General features: G+C 44.6%; 20 protein-coding genes, 2 tRNA genes and 3 rRNA genes. 15 read left to right on the top strand and 10 right to left on the bottom strand.

Going from position 1 to position 25,169, the window contains the following annotated elements; all coding sequences use genetic code 11:
• Window positions 1-6 precede the first annotated feature (6 nt).
• The 7 genes from bamC to rrf all read left to right on the top strand — a co-directional run bounded on the left by bamC (window position 7) and on the right by rrf (window position 7,149).
• Entirely contained in the window at window positions 7-555 is a 549-nt protein-coding gene (gene bamC / locus IPL34_RS04400) for an outer membrane protein assembly factor BamC (RefSeq protein ID WP_296838288.1), read from the top strand.
• Complete coding sequence (locus IPL34_RS04395) at window positions 555-1,328, top strand: MBL fold metallo-hydrolase (protein ID WP_296838285.1); 774 nt, start codon at window positions 555-557, stop codon at window positions 1,326-1,328. The genes bamC and IPL34_RS04395 overlap by 1 nt, the downstream gene beginning before the upstream one ends.
• Before the next feature lie 525 nt (window positions 1,329-1,853).
• Window positions 1,854-3,348, top strand: a 16S ribosomal RNA gene (locus tag IPL34_RS04390).
• A gap of 68 nt (window positions 3,349-3,416) precedes the next feature.
• Window positions 3,417-3,493, top strand: a tRNA-Ile gene (locus IPL34_RS04385).
• Window positions 3,494-3,504: 11 nt separating this feature from the next.
• Window positions 3,505-3,580: transfer RNA gene (locus tag IPL34_RS04380), tRNA-Ala, on the top strand.
• Between the two features lie 434 nt (window positions 3,581-4,014).
• Window positions 4,015-6,855 (top strand): 23S ribosomal RNA (locus IPL34_RS04375).
• 178 nt (window positions 6,856-7,033) lie between these two features.
• A 5S ribosomal RNA gene (gene rrf, locus IPL34_RS04370) occupies window positions 7,034-7,149 on the top strand.
• The 16S, 23S and 5S rRNA genes sit together here with 2 tRNA genes alongside, the layout of an rRNA operon.
• Window positions 7,150-7,266: 117 nt before the next feature.
• Here the strand turns inward: rrf and argA are convergent.
• The 4 genes from argA to IPL34_RS04350 are packed head-to-tail and all read right to left on the bottom strand — an operon-like array spanning window position 7,267 to window position 11,172.
• The gene (argA, locus tag IPL34_RS04365; RefSeq protein WP_296838281.1) at window positions 7,267-8,574 is read right to left on the bottom strand and encodes an amino-acid N-acetyltransferase; all 1,308 of its coding nucleotides are present in this window, start codon (window positions 8,572-8,574) and stop codon (window positions 7,267-7,269) included.
• A complete protein-coding gene (locus IPL34_RS04360; protein WP_296838277.1) occupies window positions 8,571-9,173 on the bottom strand; it encodes a phosphoheptose isomerase in 603 nt (200 codons plus the stop codon). The genes argA and IPL34_RS04360 overlap by 4 nt, the downstream gene beginning before the upstream one ends.
• A gap of 3 nt (window positions 9,174-9,176) precedes the next feature.
• The gene (locus IPL34_RS04355) at window positions 9,177-9,560 is read right to left on the bottom strand and encodes a YraN family protein (RefSeq protein WP_296838272.1); all 384 of its coding nucleotides are present in this window, start codon (window positions 9,558-9,560) and stop codon (window positions 9,177-9,179) included.
• On the bottom strand, window positions 9,550-11,172 hold the full coding sequence (locus tag IPL34_RS04350; RefSeq protein ID WP_296838269.1) for a penicillin-binding protein activator: 1,623 nt from the start codon (window positions 11,170-11,172) through the stop codon (window positions 9,550-9,552). The genes IPL34_RS04355 and IPL34_RS04350 overlap by 11 nt, the downstream gene beginning before the upstream one ends.
• Window positions 11,173-11,267: 95 nt before the next feature.
• On the opposite strand from IPL34_RS04350, the gene rsmI reads away from it, so the two are divergent.
• Window positions 11,268-12,125 carry a 16S rRNA (cytidine(1402)-2'-O)-methyltransferase gene (gene rsmI / locus IPL34_RS04345; RefSeq protein ID WP_296838266.1) on the top strand — a complete coding sequence of 286 codons (858 nt, stop codon included), beginning with the start codon at window positions 11,268-11,270 and terminating at the stop codon, window positions 12,123-12,125.
• Here the strand turns inward: rsmI and IPL34_RS04340 are convergent.
• Together IPL34_RS04340 and IPL34_RS04335 are read right to left on the bottom strand one after the other, a co-directional pair.
• Window positions 12,087-12,716 carry a DUF2058 family protein gene (locus IPL34_RS04340; RefSeq protein ID WP_296838261.1) on the bottom strand — a complete coding sequence of 210 codons (630 nt, stop codon included), beginning with the start codon at window positions 12,714-12,716 and terminating at the stop codon, window positions 12,087-12,089. The genes rsmI and IPL34_RS04340 overlap by 39 nt on opposite strands.
• Before the next feature lie 15 nt (window positions 12,717-12,731).
• The gene (locus IPL34_RS04335; protein WP_296838257.1) at window positions 12,732-13,379 is read right to left on the bottom strand and encodes an adenylate kinase; all 648 of its coding nucleotides are present in this window, start codon (window positions 13,377-13,379) and stop codon (window positions 12,732-12,734) included.
• Between the two features lie 137 nt (window positions 13,380-13,516).
• On the opposite strand from IPL34_RS04335, the gene ppa reads away from it, so the two are divergent.
• The 7 genes from ppa to lipB all read left to right on the top strand — a co-directional run bounded on the left by ppa (window position 13,517) and on the right by lipB (window position 20,347).
• A complete protein-coding gene (ppa, locus tag IPL34_RS04330; protein ID WP_296838253.1) occupies window positions 13,517-14,053 on the top strand; it encodes an inorganic diphosphatase in 537 nt (178 codons plus the stop codon).
• 83 nt (window positions 14,054-14,136) lie between these two features.
• The gene (gene mrdA, locus IPL34_RS04325) at window positions 14,137-16,125 is read left to right on the top strand and encodes a penicillin-binding protein 2 (RefSeq protein ID WP_296838249.1); all 1,989 of its coding nucleotides are present in this window, start codon (window positions 14,137-14,139) and stop codon (window positions 16,123-16,125) included.
• A gap of 2 nt (window positions 16,126-16,127) precedes the next feature.
• On the top strand, window positions 16,128-17,240 hold the full coding sequence (rodA, locus tag IPL34_RS04320; RefSeq protein WP_296838246.1) for a rod shape-determining protein RodA: 1,113 nt from the start codon (window positions 16,128-16,130) through the stop codon (window positions 17,238-17,240).
• A 121-nt stretch (window positions 17,241-17,361) separates the two neighbouring features.
• A complete protein-coding gene (locus tag IPL34_RS04315; protein ID WP_296838241.1) occupies window positions 17,362-18,213 on the top strand; it encodes an RlpA-like double-psi beta-barrel domain-containing protein in 852 nt (283 codons plus the stop codon).
• Between the two features lie 33 nt (window positions 18,214-18,246).
• Window positions 18,247-19,428 (top strand): D-alanyl-D-alanine carboxypeptidase family protein, encoded by a 1,182-nt coding sequence (locus IPL34_RS04310; RefSeq protein WP_296838236.1) that lies wholly within the window; start codon window positions 18,247-18,249, stop codon window positions 19,426-19,428.
• Between the two features lie 9 nt (window positions 19,429-19,437).
• Window positions 19,438-19,704 (top strand): DUF493 domain-containing protein, encoded by a 267-nt coding sequence (locus IPL34_RS04305; RefSeq protein ID WP_296838232.1) that lies wholly within the window; start codon window positions 19,438-19,440, stop codon window positions 19,702-19,704.
• Window positions 19,705-19,708: 4 nt separating this feature from the next.
• Window positions 19,709-20,347, top strand: coding sequence for a lipoyl(octanoyl) transferase LipB (gene lipB / locus IPL34_RS04300; RefSeq protein WP_296838228.1), 639 nt, complete (start codon window positions 19,709-19,711; stop codon window positions 20,345-20,347).
• A gap of 38 nt (window positions 20,348-20,385) precedes the next feature.
• Here the strand turns inward: lipB and coq7 are convergent, their stop codons facing one another.
• The 4 genes from coq7 to IPL34_RS04280 are packed head-to-tail and all read right to left on the bottom strand — an operon-like array spanning window position 20,386 to window position 25,110.
• A complete protein-coding gene (coq7, locus tag IPL34_RS04295; RefSeq protein ID WP_296838225.1) occupies window positions 20,386-21,039 on the bottom strand; it encodes a 2-polyprenyl-3-methyl-6-methoxy-1,4-benzoquinone monooxygenase in 654 nt (217 codons plus the stop codon).
• A complete protein-coding gene (locus IPL34_RS04290; RefSeq protein ID WP_296838222.1) occupies window positions 21,040-21,696 on the bottom strand; it encodes a thiol:disulfide interchange protein DsbA/DsbL in 657 nt (218 codons plus the stop codon).
• A 57-nt stretch (window positions 21,697-21,753) separates the two neighbouring features.
• Window positions 21,754-23,124: a c-type cytochrome biogenesis protein CcsB gene (gene ccsB / locus IPL34_RS04285; protein WP_296838219.1), complete on the bottom strand. Its 1,371-nt coding sequence runs from the start codon at window positions 23,122-23,124 to the stop codon at window positions 21,754-21,756.
• 6 nt (window positions 23,125-23,130) lie between these two features.
• Window positions 23,131-25,110 carry a cytochrome c biogenesis protein ResB gene (locus tag IPL34_RS04280; protein ID WP_296838216.1) on the bottom strand — a complete coding sequence of 660 codons (1,980 nt, stop codon included), beginning with the start codon at window positions 25,108-25,110 and terminating at the stop codon, window positions 23,131-23,133.
• Between the last annotated feature and the right edge of the window lie 59 nt (window positions 25,111-25,169).

Here is a 25,169-nt window from a genome sequence, read left to right as displayed (position 1 = left end):
ACCCTAATGATGAGTAGCCTCTTGATAGGTTGCTCTACCTTTAAACTGGATACGGTAGACGATAATGTAGCCTATCGTGGTAGTAAAAGTGTTAAAGCGCTTGCGATTCCTCCGGGGTTAAGTACCCCCGATTTTGATCCAACCTTTGCTGTAGCGCCGCAGGAATCTAGCGGAGGGCGTCAAGTCAAAATCATTAAGCTCGATGATGGTACTAATGCCATTGCGACCAATGAGGCTCCTTTAGAGGTGTGGAAGCGTCTGGAAACGTTATTACCTAATTTGAACTTGCGTATTCAAAATAAGGATGCTGAAAAAGCAACCTATACGGTGCTGTATAATTCAGGGGATGATAGCTTTATCCCGCGTAAAGGTTGGATCAATCGCGCTCTAGGTTTAGAAAAAGAAAATACCGTTAATGAAGATGATGAGGTCTATAGTGTGAAAGTAGCACGCAAAGAGAACGTCACCTTTGTAGGTATTTTCCCTGAAAAGAATGCTAAGCCTGCAATAGCAGATAAACTTCTAGCCCAATTGAAGTTAGATCTTGAGTTGTAATGCTGCGTTTTGCTTCATTAGGCAGTGGTAGTAAGGGTAATGCTGCCTTAGTTGAATCAGGAAAAACTCGCATTCTTATTGACTGCGGGTTTACCCTAAATGAAGTAGAAAAACGATTATGGCGTTTAGGTTGCGATCCTGAGCACCTAACCGCTATTGTGGTAACCCATGAACACGGTGACCATGCTAATGGAGTAGGGCGTTTATCGCGGCGTTATCACATTCCAGTGTGGGGGAGTGTCGGAACTTTTAATAGTATGCGCGATAATGAGTTTGCGCGGTTCCAGCCCATTAATATTCATCAATCTTTTAGTATTCAGGATTTAACACTGCAACCTTTTCCTGTTCCTCACGATGCACGCGAGCCTTGTCAATTAGTAGTGTCGGACGGTCAGTGGCATTTAGGTATGTTGACTGATGTGGGAGCATTGACGCCTTGCATTAAAGAGCACTTATCTGAGCTAGATGCATTACTACTTGAATGTAATTACGAACAGCATCTGTTAGAAACAGGTCCTTATCACTTTCAATTAAAGCAGCGGGTAGCCAGCTCGTTTGGTCATTTAGCCAACGCCCAAGCCACTCAATTATTACAAGCCATTAAAACAGACAAACTACAACACGTAGTGGGTATGCATCTGAGTGAGCAAAATAATTTACCTGAGTATGCACAAGCAGCCTTAGCTGAAGGACTTAATTGCGCTGCCAGCGATGTGTCACTGGCGTGCCAAGCAAAAGGGTTTGATTGGCGAGTATTAGAAGCAAAAATTTAGTGTTAAATTAATTGCTGCTGAATCATAAGCTTAAGTGTATTAGCTGCTATAAGGCAAAAAGCTACTGTAAAAAACTACAAAATTTTTTCAAAAAAGTAGTTGACGGAGAGGAGGAGATGTATATAATGCGCATCTCCGAACGACGCGGCGGACTGAAAAACGAAAGCGAAATCAAGTAGTTAGTAGTGACCAGTAGCTGAGTTTGTTTAGGAAATAAAAGATTCCGGTGCGAATCAGGTAAGTGAAAAACAAGTAGTAGGTTATAGCAAAAAGCGCTTGACAGACTACGAAGCACGAACTAGAATGCGCACCTCTCGTTAAGCAAGACCTTAACGCGTTATTTAAAAAGCAATCAAATAAACTTGTGTGGGTGCTTGAATCATCTGTAGTAACAGAATGTATCAAGTATTCACTTTCGTCAAGAAAGTAATTCACTATTATATATTCTGAGCAAAGAAACACGCTGGTTAGCGGTTATTGAAGGCGTTTAACGTTGTCAGTGACTGGATGAATCAGCACAAGATTAAACTGAAGAGTTTGATCCTGGCTCAGATTGAACGCTGGCGGTATGCTTAAGACATGCAAGTCGAACGGTAAGCCCTTCGGGGCCTAGAGTGGCGCACGGGTGAGTAACACGTGGGAATCTACCCAGTAGCGGGGGATAGCCTGGAGAAATCCAGATTAATACCGCATACGCTCTACGGAGGAAAGGCTTCGGCCACTATTGGATGAGCCTGCGTTGGATTAGCTAGTTGGTGAGGTAAAGGCTCACCAAGGCGACGATCCATAGCTGGTCTGAGAGGATGATCAGCCACATCGGAACTGAGACACGGTCCGGACTCCTACGGGAGGCAGCAGTCGGGAATATTGGACAATGGGCGCAAGCCTGATCCAGCAATACCGCGTGTGTGAAGAAGGTACTTGCGGGTTGTAAAGCACTTTCGCTAGGGACGAAGATGACGGTACCTAGAGAAGAAGCACCGGCTAACTCCGTGCCAGCAGCCGCGGTAATACGGAGGGTGCAAGCGTTAATCGGAATTACTGGGCGTAAAGCGCACGTAGGTGGTTTATTAAGTCAGATGTGAAATCCCTGGACTCAACCTAGGCAGGTCATCTGATACTGGTAGACTAGAATGTGGGAGAGGGAAGTGGAATTTCCGGTGTAGCGGTGAAATGCATAGAGATCGGAAGGAACATCAGTGGCGAAGGCGACTTCCTGGACCAACATTGACACTGAGGTGCGAAAGCGTGGGTAGCAAACAGGATTAGATACCCTGGTAGTCCACGCTGTAAACGATGTCAACTAGCCGTTGGGTTCGATTTAGGACTCGGTGGTGCAGCTAACGCATTAAGTTGACCGCCTGGGGAGTACGCTCGCAAGAGTAAAACTCAAAGGAATTGACGGAACTTGCACAAGCGGTGGAGCATGTGGTTTAATTCGATGCAACGCGAAGAACCTTACCAGCCCTTGACATGGCAGGAATCCCTGAGAGATTGGGGAGTGCCGCAAGGAACCTGTACACAGGTGCTGCATGGCTGTCGTCAGCTCGTGTCGTGAGATGTTGGGTTAAGTCCCGCAACGAGCGCAACCCCTGTCCCTAGTTGCCAGCACGTCATGGTGGGAACTCTAGGGAGACTGCCGGTGACAAACCGGAGGAAGGTGGGGATGACGTCAAGTCATCATGGCCCTTACGGGCTGGGCTACACACGTGCTACAATGGCCGGTACAGAGGGACGCGAGACCGCGAGGTGGAGCAAATCCCAGAAAGCCGGTCGTAGTCCGGATTGGAGTCTGCAACTCGACTCCATGAAGTCGGAATCGCTAGTAATCGCGAATCAGAACGTCGCGGTGAATACGTTCCTGTACTTTGTACACACCGCCCGTCACACCATGGGAGTTTGTTGCACCAGAAGCAGGTAGCTTAACCGAAAGGAGGGCGCTTGCCACGGTGTACTGATGACTGGGGTGAAGTCGTAACAAGGTAGCCGTAGGGGAACCTGCGGCTGGATCACCTCCTTTAAGAGCAAGGATGATTCGAGCACCCCCACAAGTTTATTTGAAAGTACCCTGGCCTAACTGGGACGCGAGGGTCTGTAGCTCAGTTGGTTAGAGCACACGCTTGATAAGCGTGGGGTCACAAGTTCAAGTCTTGTCAGACCCACCACTCGGTTAAAAGGGGCTATAGCTCGGCTGGGAGAGCGCCTGCTTTGCACGCAGGAGGTCGTCGGTTCGATCCCGTCTAGCTCCACCATCTTAGCGTTGACGACGGTCAGGTCTAGGTACTTAAGCGACTAATGCGATATAAGAGCATTCGACACCTTCAGTGAGACTGAACAGGGGTTGAGTGTTATTATATGGCATTAGCCAAATCAGCTATAAAAAGATTATAGCTGAGTTCTTTAACAAAATAGGAAAGCATCAAGCGAGAGTAAACTAAGCTTAAGTGGTAACGCACTTAAGAACAAAACAATCTCAAGCAAAATCGTTCAAGTTATAGTTGTACTATAACCTGGCTATTGTGCGGCATGAAGCCTACTGACAGTATCCATCATGAAGATAGGGCAACCTTACGACATGAAGGAAGTGATTAAAAAGCCTTAGCAATAATCCTTTTTAACCCGACTCTAGACACTGATACAGTATCATGCAACAGCAAAAGGAACAATAGACCGTTAAGGGTTATAGAATCAAGCGACTAAGCGTACACGGTGGATGCCTAGGCGGTCAGAGGCGACGAAGGACGTTGTAGCATGCGAAAAGCCATGGGGAGCTTGCAAACGAGCATTGATCCATGGATGTCCGAATGGGGAAACCCACTCTACATGTAGAGTATCCTGAACAGGAAGCGAACGCAGGGAACTGAAACATCTAAGTACCTGTAGGAACAGAAATCAACCGAGATTCCCTCAGTAGTGGCGAGCGAACGGGGAACAGCCGAATCTTTATGGGGTAGTGGAACAGTATGGAAAGGCTCGCGATAGCGGGTGATAGCCCCGTACACGAAACGTCATAGAGGACATATTAAGTAGGGCGGGACACGAGAAATCCTGTCTGAAGATGGGGGGACCATCCTCCAAGGCTAAATACTACTGACCGACCGATAGTGAACCAGTACCGTGAGGGAAAGGCGAAAAGAACCGCGGAGAGCGGAGTGAAATAGACCCTGAAACCGTGTACGTACAAGCAGTGGGAGCCCTACGGGGTGACTGCGTACCTTTTGTATAATGGGTCAGCGACTTACATTCAGTGGCAAGCTTAACCGATAGGGGAGGCGTAGCGAAAGCGAGTCTGAACAGGGCGTTCAGTCGCTGGGTGTAGACCCGAAACCGGGCGATCTATCCATGACCAGGATGAAGGTGCCGTAACAGGTACTGGAGGTCCGAACCCACTGTCGTTGAAAAGCCAGGGGATGAGTTGTGGATCGGAGTGAAAGGCTAATCAAGCTCGGAGATAGCTGGTTCTCCTCGAAATCTATTTAGGTAGAGCCTCATGTATCACTCTCGGGGGTAGAGCACTGTTATGGCTAGGGGGCCCTGACCGGCTTACCAACCCATTGCAAACTCCGAATACCGAGAAGTGCGAGCATGGGAGACACACGACGGGTGCTAACGTCCGCCGTGAAAAGGGAAACAACCCAGACCCTCAGCTAAGGTCCCAAAATTATGGCTCAGTGGGAAACGATGTGGGGTTACTGTGACATCCAGGAGGTTGGCTTAGAAGCAGCCATCCTTTAAAGAAAGCGTAATAGCTCACTGGTCGAGTCTACCTGCGCGGAAGATTCAACGGGGCTTAAGCCATATACCGAAGCTAGGGATTTGCCGTAAGGCAAGTGGTAGAGGAGCGTTCTGTAAGTGTGAAGGTGAACTGGAAGGTTTGCTGGAGGTATCAGAAGTGCGAATGCTGACATAAGTAACGATAAGACGGGTGAAAAACCCGTCCGCCGAAAGCTCAAGGTTTCCTGCGCAACGTTAATCGGCGCAGGGTTAGTCGGCTCCTAAGGCGAGGCAGACATGCGTAGTCGATGGGAAACGGGTTAATATTCCCGTACTTAGTTATACTGCGATGGGGGGACGGAGAAGGCTAGGCTAGAACACTATTGGATGTGTATCTAAGCGTTTAGGTAGAGATCTTAGGCAAATCCGGGATCTTAATACTGAGGCGTGATGGCGAGTGTCCTACGGGACATGAGTAGTCGATGCCCCGCTTCCAAGAAAAGCCTCTAAGCTTCAGGTATAACTGAACCGTACTGCAAACGGACACACGTGAGCTGGATGAGAATTCCAAGGCGCTTGAGACAACTCAGGTGAAGGAACTAGGCAAAATGGTACCGTAACTTCGGGAGAAGGTACGCCTCTGGTGGTGAATAGCTACTGGACCAGAGACCAGACAGCTGCGACTGTTTATCAAAAACACAGCACTCTGCAAACACGAAAGTGGACGTATAGGGTGTGACGCCTGCCCGGTGCCGGAAGGTTAATTGATGGGGTTAGCTGCAAGGCGAAGCTCTTGATCGAAGCCCCGGTAAACGGCGTACGTAACTATAACGGTCCTAAGGTAGCGAAATTCCTTGTCGGGTAAGTTCCGACCTGCACGAATGGCGTAACGATGGCTGTACTGTCTCCACCCGAGACTCAGTGAAATTGAAATCGCTGTGAAGATGCAGTGTACCCGCGGCTAGACGGAAAGACCCCGTGAACCTTCACTACAGCTTTGCACTGAACGCTGAACCTGCCTGTGTAGGATAGGTGGGAGGCTTAGAAGCTCGGACGCTAGTTCGAGTGGAGCCACCGTTGAAATACCACCCTGGTATGTTCGGCGTTCTAACTAAGATATAACCGTATCTAGGACAGTGCATGGTGGGTAGTTTGACTGGGGCGGTCTCCTCCCAAAGAGTAACGGAGGAGCGCGAAGGTGTGCTAATCTCGGTCGGAAATCGAGAGGATAGTGTAAAGGCATAAGCACGCTTGACTGCGAGACTCACACGTCGAGCAGGTACGAAAGTAGGTCTTAGTGATCCGGTGGCTCTGCATGGAAGTACTATCGCTCAACGGATAAAAGGTACTCCGGGGATAACAGGCTGATACCGCCCAAGAGTCCATATCGACGGCGGTGTTTGGCACCTCGATGTCGGCTCATCACATCCTGGGGCTGAAGCAGGTCCCAAGGGTATGGCTGTTCGCCATTTAAAGTGGTACGCGAGCTGGGTTCAGAACGTCGTGAGACAGTTCGGTCCCTATCTGCCGTGGGCGTTAGAGTTTTGAGGGAAGCTGCTCCTAGTACGAGAGGACCGGAGTGGACGCACCTCTGGTGTACCAGTTGTCACGCCAGTGGCATTGCTGGGTAGCTATGTGCGGACGGGATAACCGCTGAAAGCATCTAAGCGGGAAGCCCCTCCCAAGATGAGAACTCTCTGAGAGCTAGACTCTCCTAAAGGGCCGTTGGAGACGACGACGTTGATAGGTGGGATGTGGAAGTGCAGTAATGTATGAAGCTAACCCATACTAATTGCCCGTGAGGCTTGATTCTATAACCCGTAGCGGTTTGCGCGGTTGAGATTGAGGGTACTGGGGTGCGGGTAGCATCTACGGTACTCAGTAGATAAGTACACACGTTTGATGACTTTCCTAGATTGGGTGATGAAGCCCTGTTGGTGAAATAGACCAACCTAAATAAGCACATGCTTCATCGATACCCTTAAAGTTTGCTTGGTACCTATAGAGCTGTGGAACCACCTGATCCCATCCCGAACTCAGAAGTGAAACGCAGTATCGCCGATGGTAGTGTGGGGTTTCCCCATGTGAGAGTAGGTCAGTGCCAAGCTGTTATTCAAGCCCTGAGCATGATTATATATGTTCGGGGCTTTTTTATTTATGAGCTATTTAATTCTTTAAAAAGAGCATCATCCTTTTAGATAATGCCCTAAGTTTTATGTGTTCTTTAGGATTTACCTAATAAGCTTTTAATCAGTACCCGTGAATTACGTTTATAATTATATAAACGTTTTTTGTTTTCCGGTAAATCTTCCACTGATTTTTCTTCAAAGCCTCGTTCTTTAAACCAATCACTGGTTTGTGTAGTGAGTACTAATATTTTTTGTTTGCCTAGTTTTAGGGCTAATTGCTGCATGTAATTAACTAAGCGATCTCCCCTATGATTAGCTCTATATTGTGGATGCACCGCAACACAAGCTAATTCACTCGTTAGTAAATCATCTGTTTGATACAGTGCCGCACACCCTACAATCTGTTGATCCACTTCTACTACATGAAAATTACCTAGCTCTAATTCTAATTGCTCGCGTGAGCGTCTTACTAAAATGCCTTCTTGTTCTAAAGGGCGAATTAATTCAATGATTCCGCTAATATCATCTAATACCGCAGGGCGTATTTTTTCGATAGACTCATTAGAAATCATACTACCCACACCCTCGCGGGTATATAACTCTAGTAATAATCCGCCATCGGTAGTGCTTTCAATAATATGCACTCGTTCTATATCATGACTCACTGCTTTGGCGATTTGCTTGAGTAGAGGCATACGCTCACCTAGCGCTTCTGCTTCTTGGCGGCTCATAGCATTGGGAATGGGAATAGGGATAGGTTCGTGCGTAATAAAAATCAACTTATTAGCTTTTAAAGCGCTAGCTGTAGCAATAGCGGTTTGTTCATAACCTAAATTATAACTTTCTCCCGTGGGCGAATAACCAATAGGCGAAATCAATACGACATTTTCATGGCTCAATTGCTCAGTAATACTTTCAACATTAACCTTTCTGACTTGTCCGGTATATTTGTAATCAATACCATCATGCACGCCAATAGGCTTGGCACTTAAAAAATTACCCGAAATAACATCTAAACTATTATTATTAATTTGCGGCTGATGTAATGCGCTAGTGAGTAAGTTTTCAATTTTAACTCGTAAATAGCCACACGCTTCTTTTACCGCTAGTAGTGCATCTTTATCAGTAATCCGTAAGCCATTATGAAATACAGGTTGTCCCCCATCTTCAATAATACGGCTATCGATTTGGGGACGTGTGCCATGAATTAAAACGATGCGCACGTCTAATGAGGCAATAATCGCTATATCCTGAATAAAGCGCCTAAAGGTGGGTTGTTCTACTACCTCACCTGCAAAAGCAATTACAAAGGTTTTAGTGCGATGCCTTTGAATATAAGGGCCAATTTCGCGCAGTAAATTAACACGATTTAATAAGCAATCAGTGGTGTCAGAGTTACTCATGAGGACGTATTCAATAATTGGTAATCAATTAAATCACAAAGACAATGAATAAGTACTAAGTGCACCTCTTGAATCCGAGCGGTAGTAGGGCTAGGCACACATAGCTCAATATCATTATCATTTAATAGGGTACGTAATTTACCACCATTTTTACCACTCAGTGCGACTACTTTAATACCCTGCTCGTGGGCAGACTGGATAGCTAAATTGACATTAGCGGAATTACCACTGGTGGAAATAGCCAGCAATATATCGCCCGCACGCCCTAAGGCTTCAACTTGACGCGCAAAGATACGCTCATAGGCATAATCATTGGCTATAGAGGTCAGGGTTGAGGTATCAGTGGTTAAAGCAATAGCGGCTAAACCTTTGCGTTCTTGCTCAAAGCGATTGAGCAGCTCCGAGGAAAAATGTTGCGCATCACCTGCTGAGCCGCCATTACCACAGCTCATAATTTTCCCCCCTTGTTGTAAGCAGTCGAACATTAATTGCGCGGCTTGTACTAAAGGTTGGGTGAGTACTTCAACTGAGCGTTGTTTAGTTTCAATACTTGTTTGGAAATGATGTTGAATACGATTCTGTAATAGGGTGGTAGTCATAAATTAAAAGTCCGTCGTAAAAGCATTAGGTAACCATTGCAAGTCATGTTCACCCTCCAGCGCGATCACATCAAAACGCGCTTGGGCATGAGGAGCATAACGCATTAGGTAAAAACTAGCCGCTTTAATAATCCGTTGTTGTTGGCGAGCGCTAAGGCTCATTAATGCACCGCCATACTGATCAGTGTGACGGTATTTTACCTCGATAAATACTACAAGATGCTCATGCTGCATAATGAGATCAATCTCGCCCATTTTGCAGCGAAAGTTACGGCTCAATAACTGAAGTCCTTGCTGCTGCAAATAGGATAAGGCTCGCTCTTCTGCTTCCTTGCCTGCTTGCAGCGCGGCTAGTTTAGTTTGCGAGGCTACTGTTTTAGTTTTCAAGTGCGGCAGGCTCGCCCTTAATAAAGGTGGCTAATCCTAAAGTACGCTGTATTTTTTGGTCACGCATATTGATTTGCCCTGTTCTGCCACTTAAGGTCTGATTGCCATAAACTAAATTTTGCAGATTTTTGGCTACCAAAAAGGCATCAATCCCTAGTGCGTACATACGAGGATATTGGCTATTTTTTAAAGCACCACTGCGTATATTATCCAAGATCCACGGAATTTCAGTATAAATAATACCATCTAAATCAGAGTCTTTATTAGGTTCTAGGCGTCCAGAGAAAATATGTGAGGTAGCATAAACAGGCAATAAGCCCGCTTGAGCTTGTAATAAGGGGCGCATCAAGCGTGCTTGTGTGGGCGATGCGGCTAGAAATACCATTTGTGCATTGCTATTTGTGACGTGACGCTGTACTTGTTCTAGATAGTTCTTAGGGCTATTAGGGTAGCGAGCAATACTAACTACTTGTCCACCTTCAGCTTGATAAGCTGCCTTGAAAGCTTTTTCTAATCGATTACCCCATGCAGAGTCTGGAACCATGACTACTGCGCGTTGATGACCTCGATGCAAAGCGGTGCGAGCCACTTGTACCGCCTCATCTTCAGGTGATAGCCCAAATTGATACAACACACTCGGTGTGGCAGCATTACCTTCTAAATAGTTTAGAGCCAGAATAGGCTTACTTAATTCTTGTGGGTAGCGTAGTAGTTCGACAACATTTTCTTTATCCAAGGGACCAATAATTAAATCCGCCCCTTCAGCAACCGCTGAACGATATTGATTCAATACCCCTATACTCACATCATAGAATTTAATACGTGTATCATTACCGGTTTGCGCTTGAGCTAGTTGAATACCTTGGAAAATTTCATTCGCTACCCCGCCTAAACTACCTGAGCGCGGGAGTAACACTGCAATACGTGCCGTGCTGGTCGGAATAACAGGCTCTTGTTTAACAGGCTGTGGTTGTATTTGTTGAGGCGGTGCGGAGGCATAGGATGTATTAATACTGCCATTAAGACTCATGGCTTTATGACGCACATGATAAATCTTTTCTTGCAAGGCGGGTGATTGACTGACTGTACTTTCATCCGGTAAGAGACTTAAGGCAGTATTAGGTTTGCCTACTTGCAGGGCTAGCAAAGCTTTAATATAACGTAAGCGCTCTAAGCTCTCGCCACTAATATGCTGAGTATTCGCTTGTGCTAAATACTGATTAGTTAAAAGGGCATCCCCCATAGAAGCGCTAATTTCTGCGGCTTGCAAAATAATACGTTCCCGTTGTGGCGAGGGATAGTTGAGTGCAAGCTGATAGTACATCTGAGCAGCTTCAGCTTTTTGCCCTTGCTGCAAGAGGCGATTAGCTAGGCGTAAGCTACCTTGAGCAGCTTGAGGCGCAGACAGTTCTGGTTGAGGTGGGGTATAAATAGGTGTGTCAGGTAGCGTACTGGTTTTAGGGTAGGCGGGAGGCAGTTTTGCCGTATTGCCCAGCGGTTGAGTAGTCGTGTCGGTTGGTGTAGTCGAACACCCTGTTAACAGAGTAAAAGCAGTACAAATAAATAGCGGATAGGCATACGTATGTATGCGTTGTTTTAATAATTGATACATAACAGCGACCCCAAAATAAGCCCATTTATAATTTTACCCGCATCATAGCATTGTTTATGTTAATGTGCTTAGTGTTTGCCCGAAAAGAGAATGGTATGGATGTAGTTGCCGCGACTTTATATTGTGTTGCTACCCCAATTGGCAATTTGGGTGATTTAACCGCACGCGCCGCCCAAGTATTGGAACAAGTCGATACGATTTATGCTGAAGATACGCGTGTTACCCAGCGCTTATTGACCCATTTAGGTATACAAAAACCCTTAGTGAGTTTGCACGATTTTAATGAAAGTCAACGTATTGACTCAGTATTAGAGGCACTACATAAGGGACAGACCTTAGCCTTAGTCAGTGATGCAGGAACACCGTTGATTAGTGATCCGGGCTATAAATTAGTACGTGAAGTGTCCCAATCCGGTTTTAATCTAGTACCGATTCCCGGAGTGAGTGCAGTGATTGCAGCGCTTTCTGTCGCCGGACTACCTACTGATCGTTTTAGTTTTGAAGGTTTTTTACCAGCCAAAAACTCAGCCCGTCTTAAAGTGCTTGAATCTTTAAAGCACGATACGCGCACTTTAGTGTTTTATGAATCTTGTCATCGGATAGAAGAAACCTTAACGGCTCTAGCAGAAGTGTTTGGTTTAGAGCGAGAAGTCGTTATTGGGCGTGAAATCACAAAAGCCTATGAAACTTTTTATCGGGGAACCTTGAGTGCTTTACTACAGGTAGTCGCTTTAGATGACAATATCAAGCGCGGCGAGCTAGTCGTGATGGTTGCAGGTAATCACCATATAGATGAGAAAACTAGCGCTAGTCTTGAGGCGAGTACAATAGTAAAGGTGCTCTTAGAGGAAGAGCTACCTGTGAAACAGGCCGCGAGTATTGCAGCCCGTTTAACCGGACAAGCTAAGAATGAATTATACCGCTTGGCCTTGAGTCTCAGTCGGGGTGACTGACTCTGACTCTTCAGGTATTTCGAGCGGAATGTCACTCTCATCATTGGGATCAGCAATGACAATTAATTTGTCAGGGTCTATTGCTTTGATCTGCTGCGCCAACTCTAAACTGATTAAACACCGTTTACCTTCCAAAAAAGTAATCGCCAATTGCCCTTGAGCTAATTGGGTTTGCTGCTCAGCGGTTACATATAAATACTTAATCGTTTCACCGACCACAAAGTTATAACGAATCTCTGCTTCTGGCTGATTAAGTATTTGACCTTCAAGTAAGGTTTTTACTTGTTGGCGTAATTGCTTTTTACGTTCGCTGGCTTCCCGTTGGCGGCGCTCCTGTTCTAGCTTTTCTTCACGCTCGGCTTTATCACGAGCGCTATAGAATTGAGCTAGATCCTCCTCCGATTTAGGAGCGGGCTTTTTAGCAGTGGGCGCTGGTTGAGGCTTAGAGGGACGTGCTGGGGATTCACGTTTTTCTAAGCGCTCTTGCGGCTTTTTGGTCTGAGGTTTTTGCTTTTCTTGCTCAGCTTTATCTACTTGAGCTTGGGTGGCTAAACCTGCTTTAAGTAATTGATCACGTAAAGAGTTGGACATAGTTCAAAGTTCAAATTATACAGTAGCTAATTCAGCTTGAATCGCTTGAGTAATGGCTTCCATTTCCCCAACCCCATTTACTTTGCGCAGTTTATTTTGTGCAGCGTAATACTGAATTAAAGGAGCGGTATTTTGCTCATATACTTTTAAGCGATTGCCAATGGTTTCTTCATTATCATCCGCACGATGATAGAGTTCACCTCCACACACATCGCATACATCGTCTAATTGAGGTGGGGAGAAGTAACGATTAAATACCGCACCACATTGTTTACAAGAGAGACGGCCGGTTAAACGCTTCAGCAATACATCAAAATCAACGTCAATTAATAAACCACATTGAATCGGTTGATCGACTTCCGCTAATAAAGCATCTAAGCTCTCAGCTTGGGCGGTATTACGGGGAAAACCGTCTAGGATAAAACCGTTTTGAGTGTCGTCTTGTTGTAAACGCTCACGAATCATACCGAGTACAATATCGTCAGAAACTAAAGCACCGGCATCCATCGCCGCTTTAGCTCTTAAACCTAATTCTGTGCCAGCGCTGACCGCTGCCCGTAATAAATCTCCTGTAGAGATTTGTGGAATATTATAAATACCTGTCAAGCGTTGAGCCTGAGTGCCTTTACCCGAACCGGGCGCTCCTAATAATACAATGCGCATAGCCTTCTCACCTTTTCTCTACTCTTAAATCACGTCACGAACTTATACCTTAGTTGAATGATGCAGTGCAAGTATGGTGTGCACCGCATCAATTAATGGCTATAATGTCGGCGGTTTCAACGAAAGGTAAATCGCTCATGATTATTGATAATCTGCCTGTAGGGAAGGATGTTCCCCATTCTGTCAACGTTATTATTGAAATTCCAGCTCAATCTTCTCCCGTGAAGTACGAAGTCGATAAAGAGACTGGCGCATTAATGGTCGACCGCTTTATGTCGGCTCCTATGTTTTATCCCGCTAACTATGGGTTTGTACCCCATACTTTAGCCGAAGATGGTGATCCTGCTGATGTATTAGTCGTAACACCTCATCCTTTAGTCCATGGTTGCGTAATTCCAGCGCGTCCTATCGGGGTGCTGAAAATGAGCGATGAAGCCGGCGGCGATTCTAAAATTATTGCAGTTCCAGCGGGTAAATTAGCGCCTCAATATAAAGATGTAACCTCTTATGAGCAGTTACCAGAATTATTACTGCAACAAATTAGACATTTCTTTGAGCGTTACAAGGAATTAGAACCCGGCAAATGGGTCAAGGTTGAAGGTTGGGGCGGGGCAGACGACGCTAAAGCAGAGATTTTAGCCAGTGTAAAACGTTACCAAGACAGCAAAGCCTAATCTTCGCGTGTTATAATGTCTAAAAATGGCTATTGTATGCAGTAGCCATTGCACCCTTCTCACCACTTGGGGGCTTGCCAATTATGGGTGAACGGTTATCCATTAAAACCGAGCGCGATGAACAACAATTATTTAATAGCCGTGCCATTATCGCTGCGTTAATCGTGTTATTAGCACTAACCGGTATTTCAGCACGCATGTATTTTTTACAAGTAAAACAACATGCTTTTTATACTGATTTATCACTACAGAATTATCAAAGACGTATTCCTATAGCCCCTACACGCGGGCAGATTTATGACCGTAATGGCGTATTACTCGCCGACAGTAAAACTAAATACGTGATTCAGATTGTGCGCGACAGCGTACCCGATTTGAATGGTGATGGCTTGCGGCGTTATAGCGATATTGAGATTTTGTTAGGTCAACTGAGTGGCATAGTCGCTATTTCAGAAAAAGAACATCGCCTGTTTATGCAGCAATTGCGCAAGACTAGCCGCTATCAACCCACTGTTTTAAAAGAAAACTTGACCGATGTAGAGGTGGCTAAGTTTGCGGTCAATAAGCCACGTTTTCCCGGAGTCGATGTTGAGGTACGCATGGAGCGTAACTATCCCTATGGGTCGGTGGCTAGCCATGTGATCGGCTATGTAGGGCGTATTGACGAGCGCGATATGAAAAATCTTAATCGTGACGAATATGCAGCCAGTACCCATATTGGTAAAACGGGTGTCGAGGCTTCGCACGAGGATCGGCTACATGGTCAAACGGGCTATCGTTTAGTCGAAGTGGATGCACATGGGCAATATAAAGATACATTAGATGAAAAACCACCAGTGGGTGGACAAGATCTATTTTTAAGTATTGATATGAATCTGCAATTAAAAGCAGAAGAGTTATTAAAAGGGGAGCGTGGAGCCATTATTGCTATTGATCCTAATAATGGTGAAGTGCTAGCAATGGCGAGTGTGCCTACTTTCGATCCTAATCTATTCGTGAATGGAATTTCTCACAAAGACTATACCGAATTACGCGATAATCCTGATCGTCCGTTATATAACCGTGCTTTACAATCAGCTTATCCTCCGGGGTCGACGATTAAACCGATGGTTGCATTGGGAGGGTTGCAAGAAGGTGTTATTTGGCCGAGTAAAACCACCTATGATCCGGGCTTTTTCCAAATACCGGGCAATAAGCATCGTTATCGTTGTTGGAAAAAGTCAGGGCATGGATCGGTGGGTATTGATCGTGCTATAGCGCAGTCGTGTGATACTTTCTTCTATGATATGGCTTACCGCATGGGGGTAGAGAAGTATTCTGCTTTTATGCGTAGTTATGGTTTTGGTCAGGTAACAGGGATTGATTTACCCTCCGAGTCTCCGGGTTTAATGCCCACTCCTGAATGGAAACAAAAACGCTATAAACAAGTTTGGTATCCGGGCGATACCGTTAATATTGGTATTGGGCAAGGCTATTGGTTAGCAACACCTTTACAGTTAGCCCATGCTGTAGCTACGACAGCGACTCGTGGTGTGAGAGTTAAACCCCGCCTATTACACGCAGTGCGTAGAGTAAAAAATGAGCCTCCTGAGGTACTACCTCCTGAATATTTGCCTAAAGTGGCATTAAAAAGTGCGCGTTTTTGGGACTTAGCCATTAACGGTATGATTAATGTAGTGAATTCCAGTTATGGTACGGCCAAAAAAGTCAGTGAAGGTATTAGCTATACCATGGCAGGTAAAACCGGAACCGCACAAGTGTTTGGTATCGCACAAAATGCTAAATATGATGCTAAAAAATTAGCTAAACGCTTACATGATCATGCCTTATTTGTAGGGTTTGCGCCTGCTAATAATCCTAAAATCGCCGTCTCAGTGATTGTAGAAAACGGCGGGGGAGGGAGTTCAGTGGCTGCACCTCTAGCACGAGCCATGATGGATGAACACTTACTTCCCAAACCTGTACTAGATCCTAATGCACCGGCAGGGCCGCCTAAGCCTATTGTCAGTAGCTCTGATCAAGCTGTGTTAGCTCATAATACTAAAAACCCTAAGCCACCCGTTGAGCGCTAAGCATGTTTAATAGTTTACTCCCGCCGATTGTGGTGCAAATCTTACAGCGTTTGGATTTAGTACTGATTGCCGCCTTAAGTTTATTAATTTTTGTAGGGGGCGTGACCTTATACAGTGCTAGCGATATGTCTTCAGAAATGCTGTATCGGCAAGGTTTGCATTTTCTCTTAGGTTTTAGCTTGATGTTGATTTTTTCACAAATTCAAAGCAAAACCTTACGCCAATGGGTAGTGTGGCTGTATGGCATAGGTGTAGTGCTACTGATATTAGTCTTGATTATTGGTGAAACTAAAAAAGGAGCTACTCGTTGGCTATACGTGGGTATTGATATTCAACCGGCTGAAATGATGAAAATCGCCGTGCCTATGATGATAGCGTATTACTTTTCAGAAAAGAGTTTGCCACCGCGCTTTATTGATATTGTTGTCGCCTTAGTTCTGATTGCCGTGCCAATGCTCTTAATTATGAAGCAGCCTGACCTAGGTACTTCATTATTAATTGCTGTATCAGGCTTATTCGTCATTTATTTAGCCGGAATGTCGTGGTGGTTAATAGGGGGAGCGATAGCCTTTGTGGCAGTAGCAGCGCCTTTAATGTTCCATTATGGGATGCACGAGTATCAACGCCAGCGGGTATTAACCCTTATTAGTGATGATGTAGATGTCTTAAAAGAAGGCTACCATATTTATCAGTCTAAAATAGCGATTGGTGCAGGGGGCATTTATGGTAAGGGGTGGCAAAATGGTGATCAGTCCCACTTAGATTTCTTACCGGAGCGTCACACCGATTTTATCTATGCGGTGTTTGGGGAAGAGTTTGGCTTAGTCGGTAATTTAGCGTTGCTCTCTTTGTATTTGTTCATCATTTGGCGTGGTTTATATATTGCGTCAAAGGGTGAGGATACGTTTGCACGTTTATTAGCCGGTAGCTTGAGTTTAACCTTCTTTATTTACTTATTAGTCAACACGGGGATGGTGAGTGGTATTTTGCCTGTGGTGGGTGTGCCTTTACCATTAGTCAGCTATGGTGGAACCTCGATTGTGACCTTGATGATTGCCTTTGGCATTATTATGGGTATGAAAAAGCGTAAGCGTATTTATCAAACCGATGATTAAGTGTTAAATGAGTAACAGGTTTTAGCAAGCGGTTAAGGTAGGTGGTGCTATGCTTGCCGGCATAAGAGTTTGAATCTTAACGCTACTTCAGTCATAGCAAGATACTCTACACGGGGCTAATATGCTTACTATAATAAACTATGCTTCGCGCTGTTTAATCGGGTGCGGGATATTCTATCTCAGTGCTTGTTCGGTATTTGAGGGTGAAAGCCTTGAAGGTAAGACAGTAGAGGCGATTCCCATTTTAAAGCCTACTCACAAAGCGAGTGCTCAATGTGGTAATCCAGCCGCTTATGAGGCACAGGGTCAAGTATTTAAGGTGCTTAGTTCAGGCGCGGATTATCGTGAGCAAGGTTGGGCTACGGTTTATCAAGCGCAACAGGCAGGACAGGCGACCGCAGGTTGTGAGACCTATGATCCGCAAGCCTATTCGGCCGCCCATCGTACCTTGCCTATTCCCAGTGATGTACGCATTACGCGTTTAGATACTGGGCGCTCTATAGTGGTACGGGTGAATGATCGGCTACCGAGTGATCCTAGAGCTTTAATTCAAGTTTCTCAAGCCGCAGCAAGGGCTTTAGGTTTGAATGAACAGGGATCAGTCGCTGTGATAGTGGAGGGCTTGGATAAACCGACGGTACAAGACCCACAAGCTTTGTATATAGCGCCTACGGCTGGATTGACTAATACTAATAAATCCGTCTCCCCTGAAGTAAAAGCTCAGGCACAAGGTAAACTATTTTATGTTATTGTGGGCAGCTATCCTACACAAGCACAAGCAGTTGATACCTATGTGCGCTTAGCCGCTGCGGGGTTACGCAAATCAGAAATGGCGACTGCACAATTTCAGGGGCGCGAAGTACATCAAGTGCGTATTGGTCCACTTTATACACAAGGTGAGATTGATAACGTTAAAAATACCTTAGAAGGTAATGGATTAGCAAAATTCCGAGTGATTGGCATTAATGGCTAGCAATATCAGATCGGGCAGGGAGTTAAGATCAGTATGATTAAAACGATAATACAAAAGGGTTTATTAATCGTTTCATTAGGATTCGGTGGCTATGCTGTAGCCGTTGATAAGGTAGTACCGATTGTACCACCTGAACAAGTGCAAGCCTTGGCAACCGGTGTACCAGAGATTGCCGCAAATAGCTTTTTATTAGTGGATTATCAAAGTGGTTCAGAGTTAGCGGCATATAATGCAAGCTTACGTGTTGATCCTGCGAGTATCACTAAACTAATGACCGCTTATGTGTTGTATCGTGAATTAGCCAAAGGTACGGTCAAACTAGAAGATCAGGTCTTGATCAATCAATCGGCGTGGGAAATGGATGGTTCCCGCATGTTTATTGAGGTGGGCAAAAAGATTGAACTAGAAAAGCTGATGCGTGGCTTGATTATTCAATCGGGCAATGATGCGGCTATTGCTATTGCTGAACATGTAGCAGGAAGTGAAGGGGCTTATGTTGAGCGTATGAATCAAGTAGCAGCCGAGCTAGGTATGAAAGATACGCATTATATGAATGTAACTGGTTGGCCGGCCGAAAATCATTATACCACCGCACGCGATATAACCCTGTTAGCTAAGGCTATTATTACCGAGTTTCCTGAGCGCTATAAGTTATATTCAGAAAAAGAATTTACCTATAACAAAATTCGTCAATATAACCGTAATAAATTACTTTTCCGTGATGCCTCTGTTGACGGGATGAAAACAGGTTTTACCGATAAAGCGGGCTATTGCTTGGTAGCTTCTGCTAAGCGTCAGGATATGCGCTTGATCTCAATTATGTTGGGAACAGCTAGCGAAGACGCGCGTGCCGAGAATAGCCAAAAATTATTAGAATATGGGTTTCGCACCTTTGAAACGCATAAAATGTATAATGCCAATGCCGTACTGCATGAGGCGCGTGTCTGGAAAGGTGAGACTGAAACGGTTCCAGCCGGTGTCACCAACGAAGTGTATGTCAGTGTACAAAAGGGCAACTATAACAATCTCAAGGGCGCGATTCAGGTCAGTAAAGAGATTTATGCGCCTGTTAAACGGGGTGATGTCTTAGGGCAAATTATTTTTTCAGACCAAGGTAAGGTAATTAAGCAGTTACCGCTCATTGCATTAGCCGATGTTCAAGAGGGCGGTATGTGGCGACAAATGATTGATTCCGTTAAATCTTGGTTTAACTAGGAAAGCTGTATGTCAACCCAACCCCAAATCGAATACCCCTATACTATGCAAATTAAGGTGGTAGGTTATGCCTCTCCTGTATTTGAGCAACAAGTAGAGGCAGTTGCCAGTAAACACAGCAGTGCTATTCAACCCGGCACTGATCTGCGCCAGCATCAAAGTCGTACTGGTAAATATCGCAGTTTGTCTTTTAGCTTTAATGCGCAAAGCCGTGAGCATTTGGATGCGCTCTACCGCGATCTAGAAGCCTGTGATCAGGTCGTGTGGTTGCTATAATCAGATGCGAGCTTTAGTAGTCCGTTCTTATCTCGATCATCTAAGTGCTTATGAGCCTATCTGGCAGGCTATGCAAGCGTTTACGCGCGAGCGTAATACGGAGACAGCAGATGAAATCTGGCTGGTTAATCATCAACCCGTCTTTACTTTGGGGCGTAATGGTAAGCCAGAGCATATCTTAGATGCAGGTACTATTCCGGTAGTTCCCATTGATCGGGGCGGGCAAGTCACTTATCACGGCCCTGGGCAGTTAGTCATGTATCTTTTGCTGGATCTGAAGCGTTTAGAGTTAGGGGTACGCGATCTAGTGATGTTGATTGAGAACTCGATTATTCAGCTCTTAAAACCTTGCGGCGTTATTGCTCAAGGGGATAGAGAAGCGCCGGGCGTCTATGTGTCAGGGCGTAAGATTGCAGCCCTTGGGTTGCGTGTATCACGCGGTTGTACTTATCACGGCTTGAGTTTAAATGTGAATATGGATTTAAGCCCTTTTCAGCGCATTAACCCTTGTGGCTATGCGGGACTTGAAGTGACTCAGTGTGCTGATTTAGGTGTGAATTTGAGCCTTGAGCAGGCTGCTCAAGGTGTCATTGATTATCTCAGTCAAGAGCTTAACTACACTCACTTAACTAAGATCACTTAACTAACATCAGCTAGACTCGCTTAGTTGAACACTAAATACTAAACACGGTAGGTGGTTTTAGTCATCACTTTAGACAAAAACGGCATTAAGAGCTTACGCATCGGCCAAGGTAATTGAGCACCTCCTGCCTGCATCGCCTCATTACCGTGTTTATCTTCATCCGCTTTCATTTGCTGCAACACAGCTAGGTCTGGTAAATCATTAGCGGGTAAACGCGTGAGATGTTCGTTAATGTGGTTAATCACTTGATCCTCAGTTTCTTTAACAAAACCTAGACTTAAACGATCACCTAGCTTGCCAGTAATAGCACCTATTGAAAACGAACCCCAATACCAAAAGGGACCTAATAAGCTAGGGCGAGCATTTAATACTTGCAGACGTTGAGAACACCACGCTAGATGATCACTTTCTTCAATAGCTGCTTGATGAAGATGTTGTTTAAGAGCCGAATCTTGTGCCACAAAGGCTTGCCCACGATATAAACCTTGGGCAGAAACCTCGCCTGCATGATTAATGCGCATTAAGCGCCCTGCTAAGTCCCGTTCAGCCTCAGTCATATCGGCTTTTTCAGCTAAACCTTGAGCCGGATAAGGGCGTTCAGTCGTCGCTAATGTGCCATGCACAGTACGCAATGCATGATCGATTTCACCTAGTACGGTATCGAGTAGACTGAGTTGACGAGTTTTAGCCATTTATTTACTTTCTTTGTTAGTTAAGTGATTTAAAGTAGCAATCACATTATCAGCACCGACCATGCCAGGGCCTGTCATGTATTTACCATTAACAATCAGAGTGGGCACCGAATCAGCACCTGATTTAGCACTATAATCAGTAGCAAAGCGCATTAAGTTATCTAATTCCATCGATTTTAACACACCATCGACTTGTTCATTAGTATAACCTAGGGAGACAAAGAAGCGTTTTAAGGCGTCTTCATTATCAATGCGACGATTTTGCTTTTGTAAAGCATCAAAGATGCGAGCATGGACATTTTTAGTGCCTTGTGGATCGAGTAATTGACCGACGTAGTAGAGCTTGGCATGGAAAGTCCAGCGTGGGCTTAGGGTGGCTGGAATACGCACAAATTCTACATTGGCAGGTTTCTGGGCTAAATATTTAGTAATGACAGGCTCTAAATGATAGCAATGAGGGCAGCCATACCAAAATAACTCAGCCACTTCGACCTTATTTTGCGCAGTACGTTTAGGTAGTGGCGTACTTAGGGTGGTGTAATGTGTCCCATCTAGATACGTGAGGTTATCGGCCTGGGTGGATTCTGAAAAGCAACCTGTCAAGGTGACTAAGGTAAAAGCGGTTGCTGTCAGAATGCGGCTTAAAAAACGTTTCATGCGTCTGCTCCGTTACTTGTTTTAGTAAAATCTGTTACTGAGACTGGTATAACCTAATCAAAGTTCACCATACGAGTGTAAACCAGAGAGGAACATATTGACGCCTAAAAAGGCAAATAATGTGACAAATAATCCCACAATTGCCCACCACGCCATTGGAATACCACGAGCACCTTTACTAAAGCGGAAATGTAACCAAGCCGCATAATTTAACCAAACGATTAATGCCCATGTTTCTTTCGGATCCCAAGACCAGTAGCCACCCCAAGCCTCAGCCGCCCACATCGCACCTAAAATCGTGGCAATCGTGAAGAAAGCAAAGCCTAAAGCAATAGCTTTATAAGTAACATCATCTAATAACTCTAGAGCAGGGAAATTCTTTTGGGTGCTCGGAAGCATGAGTAAAAAGCCTAAGACACTCAGAACTGCCGTGCTTGCCAAAGCAATTAAGCCCGCATTCGTAGCCGCAGCTAGGATCAGGTCGGTGGATAAACTATTGGCCACCACCTCTTTACTGAAGATGGCTCTAAAGAATAACCAACTAAATACACCGAGAAAAATAGAACTAGGCACTAAAATGGCGACTAGGCGCGACGGATGATTAAAATAATGTCTTATCAGATAAGCTGTGCTAGTCATAGCCGCTAAAGCAAATGCACCATAACCCACGAAATTAGCAGGTACATGGATTTTCATCCAGTAGCTTTTTAAAGCAGGCACTAGGGGGCGAATTTGATCGGCTTCACGAGTAAACGCATACCACAGCAGGAAGGCAACAGCCGCACTAATCACCAATAATACAAAGCCGCCCATAGTGCGAGTACGATAGCGCCCCTCGTAATACATATAAATCAGCCCAGTAATCACACAGAATAGAATGAATACTTCATACAGATTACTGACAGGAATATGTCCAAACTCAGGGTCAACTAGGTAAGACTCATACCAACGTACTAATAAGCCCACAAAACCCATCACTAAAGCAGACCAAGTAATCGCACTAGCGGTTTTGAGCGTAAACTCATGACGCGCAATCAGTCCGGCAAAATAGAATACCGTGGCCAGCACAAATAAAGCGCTCATCCACATCACTGCTGATTGGCTAGAGAGCAAATACTTTAAACCAAACACGGTTTCAGCATTAGCATTAACACCACTATAAAGACTAATGCCTAATAAGCTTAAGAGGGTAACGGCAATACTGTAGGGCTGAAAAGCACGCCAATACCAGCCTAGGGTAATCACAGAAGGGATAGTTAAAATGAGAAAAGCCTGCTCATAAATATCCATCGCATGATTATATTGATAAAAGGCAAATAATCCCCCCGCTACTACTAGCGCTGCCCACAACCAATCGGTAGGTTTAAGGCGTTGGAATAAACTAGGTTTATTTAATAACTCATTAAGAGCTTCACTTGAAACTGACATAATGTTCTAACTCCTGACTGACGTTGATTCAAACGCCTGTCTTAAGGTTGCCATAAACTTTTCAAACTCGGTAACTTGGCGATTGGTAGAGCCAGCTAAAATCATTTCGACATTATTAGTATCATTTTGTGGTTTTAGCCATATCCAAATACGGCGCTGGGCTATATAAAACATGAGGAATACACCTAAAGTTAACATCACACAACCTAAATAAACTACATTTTGCCCAGGCGAGCGGGTCATTTGTAAGCCAGAGGCTTGAATATGTTTAAAGCCGGTCAGTTGAACGTACCAAGGTGAGCCATATAAAGGTAAATTAGCCATAGCACTTAAACTATCATCGTAGAATAACCAGTCTTTTTCAGTGGGATTAGTAACACCGTTAATTTTTAGGGTTTCTAGATATACTGCACGTAAAGCAGCATTGAGTACTTTAGCAAAGGCTTCATTGACAGATTTGCGTTGTGCTTCAGGGAAACGTTGCTCAATATCCTCGGTGATACCATCAAAGCCCCGTGTAGCAAAAACTTGAGTCAAACGTACCATAGATTCAATGACTTGTTGTTCTATATCACGGTTATTAAGACTGACTTCCTGCATCGATTGTTGTGTCGCATTGCTCGCAGCGCGACGGACTAGCTCAGTGTCCTGTAGGTTATGCAGGAATTGCATAAAGCCTTGTACCGTACCTTTGTCATCCATGGGAATATGTAAATACTTTAAGGCTTCATTCGGTTTAGTACGGATACCGCTCACAAAATAGTTTCTATTCTCCATCAGAATAGGTGACATATAGTTTAAATACTCAATGGCTTCACCCGCTGCATTACGTAATTTAAATGTTACACTAGGTCCTACATTGCGCTGATGAACCACGCCCTTTTCATCAGTAATGGGTAAAATATTAAATAGCCTAAAATCAGTAAGCTCTAGTTTGTATTGAGTATTACTATTGGTAATATTGTAGTCTTTAAAAATACTACCTTTTAGATCGGGTGTTTGATGGTTAGGATTAAAGGCATTAAATTTTAAATCGACTTGTGAGCCACCATCATTAAAGTCGGCTTGATAAATAGCCACACCTTTATGAATGAGTGGATGATTAACCGCTATGGTTTTTTGAATGGGTTTTTCTAATTCAGGATCATGAATAATTAAATCGGATTCAAATGATTTAGGCATTCCAGTCGAATAATGCTCAACCCGAAAATCTTTTAACTCCACTTGAAAAGGTAGGGGTTGGACTAAATAGCCATCACGGACCGGTAAAAAGATAACATCAGTTTTTTGACCTTCGGATATATTAACATTACCTCTAAAGGATAAACTATTAGGGCTTAAAAAACTTTCCTTAGGAATGGCACTCACTGGAATCGGGCGAGTTTCAGGCGTAATAGCGCCTTTCCATTCGGCAATCATTAAAGGGAGGCGGCTATCTAACAAACCTCCTAAACAAATCACAATAATGCCTATGTGGGTAAGCCAGTAACCCCAGTAGTGGCTATTACCTTTCTTGGCAGCAATCACTACATGATCGGCATTTTGTTGGAGTTTAAAGCGGTAGCCTTGATTAGTCAGAATGGCTTGGGCAGTTTTTTGTATCTCACTACTCGGTTGGGTGAGATATAGACTATGGCTGTTATTCATCAGCCGTAATGACTTCTCTTGAACATTTTCCCTAAAGTGTTTGAGTTCCCGTAGGATGCCGGGCGTATTTCGTACTATACAAGTGGCGGTAGAAATCACTAAAAAAGCTAAAATAACTAAAAACCATGTAGATGAGTAGACATCATACAAGCCTAAGAGACGGAAAATATCAAACCAAAACGTACCAAACTTGATGACATAGGAGGTATACGGCTGATTTTGTTGTAACACCGTGCCAATGATGGAGGCAAGGGCAAGAACTACCAATAGTGTAATGGCTAGGTTCATTGAGCCTAGGAACTGCACCAGTTGGGTACTATAAGGTTTGCGTTGAGTCATACGTATTCAGGTTAGCTTACAGATAATAGGCAATAAAAAGGGCGAGCCTAAGCTCACCC

It is taken from the genome of Thiofilum sp. (genome assembly GCF_016711335.1).
Lineage (GTDB): Bacteria > Pseudomonadota > Gammaproteobacteria > Thiotrichales > Thiotrichaceae > Thiofilum.
The sequence above is the reverse complement of the archived record's forward strand: the minus strand, read 5'-3'. Positions and strand labels throughout refer to the sequence as shown.